This is a genomic window from Aestuariivirga sp. (assembly GCF_044239095.1).
In the GTDB taxonomy this organism is placed as follows: Bacteria; Pseudomonadota; Alphaproteobacteria; order Rhizobiales; family Aestuariivirgaceae; genus Aestuariivirga.
The window spans coordinates 1-5430 of sequence record NZ_JBIICB010000282.1; the positions used below are offsets into that span (position 1 = coordinate 1).

Consider the following 5430-nt stretch of genomic DNA (forward strand, 5'->3'; position numbering starts at 1 on the left):
CTGGCGGTCCATGCCACCGATCCGGGCCGCATCGTCGCGGCTCACACCATCCAACACCGCCGCCAGCGACAGGAGCCGCCGGCTCTGATTGTTGTCTCGAGACTGCTTCGCCAACCGGCGAAGTTCACGTGCCGAAAAATCTGTCCGTAGGGGTACTGCTGGTGGCATGGCGCGAATCCTCCTCGCGCCCAGTGAATCAGAACTCCAACTTCAGGGGAATCCCCCGTGAGTCAGGCCCAGAAACCTTTGGTATTACACGGTCTAGTCCTCTTGAGGTTTCAGAACCAGAATAGTGGTTCTTTAACATTCAAGGAAACTGGTTTTGAAGGCCGGTTTACCGGGTATGTTGAGCGCCGCCAATCTTCACTTGGTCAACTGAATGTTTCCTTTGCATTGACTCTCGCAGACTATAACTGCACCCTGCCCATTAGTCTTGAATTGGAATATTCGACAAGATGACTGCGGCGCGGATCAAGGGCGAGCATTTCAAGAAAAAGGCCTACAGCATGAAGAGAGTATTATCCTGCATCGCGGCGAGCGCTTCAGTACTTTTTGTTACATGCAGCTCTGCTCTTGCAACGGGGGAACCCTTTCTCGGACAGATTATGCTATTCTCAGGTCACTATTGCCCTGTGGACTGGCTTCCAGCAAATGGACAAGTCCTGCCGGTAAATTCCAACCAAGCACTCTATTCAATTATAGGAAATATGGCGGGCAGGGCCCGAATACCTTTGCGCTTCCCAATGCTGCACCTTTTACAACACTAACGTCTGGAGCATCATTGATTGTCTGTATTTCGGTAACAAATGGTCTTTATCCGATGCACCCATGATCCATCCGCCACTGAAGCGCTCCGAAGAATCAATCGTGCTCCCTAGGCTCTTACTATTGTTGTCACACCTTCGGAATAACCGCACCGCGCAGTAGACGGAGCTATGCATTTGGGGGAGACCCAGACTCCATCCCAAAACCCCTCCCGTTTCATGACCATCAAAGGGACATTCTCACTTCGCAGAAAGTGGACATTCTTACGTTGCGCTAATTGCTCTCGTTCAGCGAGCTGGCCGTGAACCAGAGCGCGTTGCAGGATAGCTCAACCAGCTTTGCGATTCCCGCCACATTCACGCGGTTGCCGAAGATGAAGGGCTACACTCTAGCTGAGCTAGCGGAATAGGCTGGAACCTACGGCGGCTGATGTCTAAGAGCCAACTAATTCAATCCCACCCAGATCCAGCCCTGCCCTACGGCACCCCCCTGCCAGCGGTATGACGTAAAGTAAGCCCGGTTCGGCGCTGGGGTCGATGCTGGGGTGGGAATCTCAACTCTATAAAAAACATTGTAAAATCAATATTTTAGCGCGATGGTTCGAATCCCTCCGTCTCCACCACACCCCCCTTCACAGAAGTCCATTGAGTTCAAAAAAGCCCGTGAACACAGGCCTCTGTTGACCGCTGAACTTCTGTGGACTGCTTCCGTCACTCTGGAAGGTGGCGGTTCGTTTGGCTGAATTCGATGCCAGTCAACAGTCCATCAAGACAACGGTCGACGATTCCGATCACGATGACCCTGATTGCACGCCTGACGGGGATGACACCGATGGTGGGGGAGGTCCTGTTGACGACCAAGATCTGGCGCGCGTTCCGACCAGGTGGCATCGGTCGTGAGGGAGCACAGCGTGACCGAAACGGTTGTGTCGAAGCTGTCTTCCTGAATGATCACAGCCGGATGGGGTTTTCCCGTATAGCTTCCGCCAAGCGCCTCGTGATGGTGTGCTAATCGCAAAGTTGCAAAACGCTCCTTGAGGTCGGATGCGAGGCTCTGCTGCGAGTGGTTGGTCCAGACGAAGTGGCTGGCAAGGCCGCTGTCATAGGCGCGAGCGGAACCGCTTCTGCCTGGCCGCTCCACCTTGATCACGCGCGCACCCTGCTCAGCAAGAAGACGCGTGCAGTAGGGCGCGGTGGTGGCTTGCTCCAGTCAAAAGACCAGCAGGCCATTGAGCGGACGGCTCATGTGGCGGCCTCTGGCCGCGCGATCATTGCCTCGGCCGACATGGCGAGCCCGCCATCCGCATTGGCCGCCCACAGCGATACAGTGCCATCGGCTGAAGGCAGGCTAGCATTGACGCTCATCTCCGCGCCGTCGAACAGGGGCGAGACGGCACGGAAGGAGAAACTCTCAACCCGCGCCCCGGGCACATTTCGTCCGATGAGGTCGACGAGGAGTGTCGCGATGAGCGGTCCATGCACGATGAGGCCCGGATAGCCTTCGACATTCCTCACGTAGTCCCGGTCGTAATGAATGCGGTGTCCGTTGAAGGTCAGCGCGGAATAGCGGAAGAGCATCACGGCATCGGGCGTCAGCGTTCGGCGCCAGTCCCCGGGGCCGGCCGTGCGCGGGGCGGCGGTCACGGCAGGGCCGCCGAGGCTGCGGTAGACGATGTCATGCTCATCGATGAGAGCGGGTCCCTCGCCAGGGCGGCTCACTTCATGGCGCACGGTGACGAACACCATGCTGCCGTTCGCCCCCGTCTTGGGCTTCACTGCAGCGATGCGGGAGACCCGCAGCAGCTCATCGCCCACGCGAATGTTCTTCAGGAAGGAAATTCGGCTTCCCGCCCACATGCGGCGTGGATGGCCATCCAGCGCGGGTATGAAGCCGCCGCGCTTCTTGTGCCCATCTGGACCCAGTTCCGACTGCGGTGTTTCCGGCAGGAAGAACAGCCAGTGCGCCAGCGGCGGAATGACGCCGCCCGTGGAATAGGCCTCCCGCTTGTGGTCGAGCATCGCTGCGAACCGGTTGAGCGGCCCCGGGGTGATGATGTCGCGGCATTCCTCGGTGCGGCCGACCCACTGCGAAACATCGGGTTCGTTGTTTTCCATCGCTGCGTCAGGCCTTGTCGAAGCGGATTGCTTGGGCGCCTTCCCACAGCGTGCGCTTGCCAATATCGGCGAGCCTGTCGAGGCCCGACGTTAGCGTGATGAAGTGGTTTCCGGCGAGCTGGCCCATCTTGCTGGCGAAGTGGACGCCGCCATAGGCAAGCAGGATTTCTGTTTCGGAAATGCCGCCGGGATAGAGCAGGATCTGCCCCGGTGCGGGGAAGCTGGTGTGGTTCTCGTAGCCCACTCTGAAATCGAGATCGCCGAGGGGAATCCACACCGCCTCGCCGCTCCAGCGCACATGCACGATCTTTCCGCTGAAGGGCATGTGGCGCAGGAATGACGCGCAGGTCTTCGGCGCCTTCTCCATTTCCAGCCTCGCGCCGAAGACCGTTTCTGCGATGGTGATCTTGAGCTCCGTCATGGATTTCTCTTGTCTGTTGTTGTGGCGGATCGATGCTCGCGCCCGGCAATTCCGTTACCGCATCTTTTGATGCGATTTCCGTCTCAATCCGGGGCGCGAACCAACTAATCTTCTCTGCAGAATAAAGAAGAATGCGGATTTTTCAAACCCGGCTTGGTGACGGCCTATGCATGCCCTGAGGTGGCTGGGATGGCGGCTTGAGTAATCTGGCTGGAGATTTTGGGGTGGCGATCCAAGATTAGGATGAGTCTGTCTTCTGCGGACGCGATGAGAAAGACGCCACGGTCAAGCCGTGGCATGACGAACGTCGTATGGCGATTACGCCCACTACAGCGTGCTTCCCGCGCCGCCGAAGGAGAGCTTCATGAATTCGATGGCGCTGAAGCGCAGACAAGGCAGTTTGCTGGATGACGGTCATCAACTTTGACATGGGCGGCACGTCCTTCGATATCACGCTGACCAAGGACGGGCAGACCAACCTCAACAAGAACAGCGACCTCCTGCGTTATTGCATCGGCGTGCCGATGATCCAGGTGGAAACGCTGGGTGCGGGCGCGGCTGTTGCGGGGCTCCCCATCATCGAGGAGGTGACGGCTACCATCGTCATCAAGCCGGGTTGGACGGTAAAGCTCGACCAGAGTGGGGCTTATGTGATTACAAAGTGAAACGCTCACCAACAGCGGCGTCATCCCCGCGAAGGCCGGGATGACGCCGTCTGGAAATTGCTCTAGGATGACCACATGCCGCATGAAGATATCCGTGATTCCGTCCGCAAGCTGTGCCTGGATTTTCCCGGTGAATACTGGCGCAAGCTGGACCGGGAAATGGCCTACCCGCAAGCCTTCGTCGATGCCCTGACGCAGTCGGGCTTCCTCGTCGCGCTGATCCCAACTGAGTATGGCGGCTCCGGCCTGCCGCTTTCGGCGGCTGCCGCCATTCTGGAGGAGATCCAGGCCTCGGGCTGCAATGGCGCGAGCTGCCATGCGCAGATGTATGTGATGGGCACGGTGCTGCGCCACGGCTCCGAGGAGCAGAAGCAGACCTATCTGCCGGGTGTTGCGAGCGGCGAGTTGCGGATGCAGGCCTTCGGCGTGACGGAGCCGACGAGCGGCACGGACACCACCTCCATCCGCACCTTCGCGCGCAAGGAGGGTGACCGGTACATCATCAATGGCCAGAAGGTGTGGACGAGCCGGGCGGAACATTCCGACCTGATGGTGCTGCTCGCCCGCACCACGCCGCGCGAGGAGGTGCAGAAGCGCACCGACGGGCTGTCCGTCTTCATCGTCGACATGCGCGAGGCGAAGGGCAGGGGGCTTTCCATCACACCCATCCGCACCATGATGAATCATTCGACCACCGCACTGTTTTTCGACAACATGGAAGTGCCGGCGAAGAACCTGATCGGTGAGGAAGGCAAGGGTTTCCGCTACATCCTCTCCGGCATGAATGCCGAGCGCATTCTGATCGCGGCGGAATGCGTGGGCGATGCCAAGTGGTTCATCGCCAAGTCCAGCGCCTATGCCAAGGATCGGAAAGTCTTTGGCCGGCCCATCGGCCAGAACCAGGGCATCCAGTTCCCCATCGCCAAGGCCTACGCCAACATGCGCGCGGCGGAATTGATGGTGAACGAGGCTCTGCGCAAATACGAGGCGGCGGAAGACTGTGGTGCTGAGGCCAACATGGCCAAGATGCTGGCGGCGGATGCCTCATTCGAGGCCGCCAATGCCGCGATCCAGACGCATGGCGGCTTCGGCTTCGCGGAGGATTTCGACATCGAGCGCAAGTTCCGCGAGACCAGGCTTTACCAGGTGGCGCCGATCTCGACCAACTTGATCCTGTCTTATCTGGCCGAGCATGTGCTCGGCCTGCCCAGGTCATACTGACATGGCGGGCGCGCTTGACGGCGTGCTGGTGGTGGCAATCGAGCAGGCTGTGGCGGCACCGCTGTGCACGCTGAAACTTGCCGATGGCGGCGCGCGCGTCATCAAGATCGAGCGGGCAGAGGGCGACACGGCCCGGCACTATGACAAGACGGTCAACGGCGTTTCTGCCTATTTTGTTTGGCTCAACCGCGGCAAGGAAAGCACGGTTCTGGACCTGAAGGACGAGGCCGACCTTGCACTCGTC

General features: G+C 59.2%; 6 protein-coding genes and 2 pseudogenes. 4 read left to right on the forward strand and 4 right to left on the reverse strand.

The genetic code is table 11. The features are described from left to right. Positions 1-168: pseudogene (locus ACILRA_RS19115) on the reverse strand (IS630 family transposase); the annotation flags it as partial. Between the two features lie 437 nt (positions 169-605). Here ACILRA_RS19115 and ACILRA_RS19120 point away from each other — a divergent pair. After that, the gene (locus ACILRA_RS19120) at positions 606-767 is read left to right on the forward strand and encodes a tail fiber protein (protein WP_395663657.1); all 162 of its coding nucleotides are present in this window, start codon (positions 606-608) and stop codon (positions 765-767) included. A gap of 1030 nt (positions 768-1797) precedes the next feature. On the opposite strand, the pseudogene ACILRA_RS19125 reads toward ACILRA_RS19120, so the two are convergent. The 3 genes and pseudogenes from ACILRA_RS19125 to ACILRA_RS19135 form a co-directional block, all read right to left on the reverse strand. Further along, positions 1798-1974, reverse strand: a pseudogene (locus ACILRA_RS19125) (CoA transferase); the annotation flags it as partial. 32 nt (positions 1975-2006) lie between these two features. Further along, the gene (locus ACILRA_RS19130; RefSeq protein ID WP_395663652.1) at positions 2007-2879 is read right to left on the reverse strand and encodes a MaoC family dehydratase N-terminal domain-containing protein; all 873 of its coding nucleotides are present in this window, start codon (positions 2877-2879) and stop codon (positions 2007-2009) included. 7 nt (positions 2880-2886) lie between these two features. Beyond that, positions 2887-3300: a DUF3830 family protein gene (locus ACILRA_RS19135; RefSeq protein ID WP_395663653.1), complete on the reverse strand. Its 414-nt coding sequence runs from the start codon at positions 3298-3300 to the stop codon at positions 2887-2889. Between the two features lie 407 nt (positions 3301-3707). Here ACILRA_RS19135 and ACILRA_RS19140 point away from each other — a divergent pair, with 407 nt between their 5' ends. The 3 genes from ACILRA_RS19140 to ACILRA_RS19150 all read left to right on the forward strand — a co-directional run. Next, complete coding sequence (locus ACILRA_RS19140; RefSeq protein ID WP_395663654.1) at positions 3708-3965, forward strand: hydantoinase/oxoprolinase family protein; 258 nt, start codon at positions 3708-3710, stop codon at positions 3963-3965. A gap of 75 nt (positions 3966-4040) precedes the next feature. After that, on the forward strand, positions 4041-5186 hold the full coding sequence (locus ACILRA_RS19145) for an acyl-CoA dehydrogenase family protein (RefSeq protein ID WP_395663655.1): 1146 nt from the start codon (positions 4041-4043) through the stop codon (positions 5184-5186). Between the two features lies 1 nt (position 5187). Further along, positions 5188-5430, forward strand: a 243-nt coding sequence (locus ACILRA_RS19150) for a CoA transferase (protein ID WP_395663656.1), incomplete at its 3' end; no start/stop codon positions are given.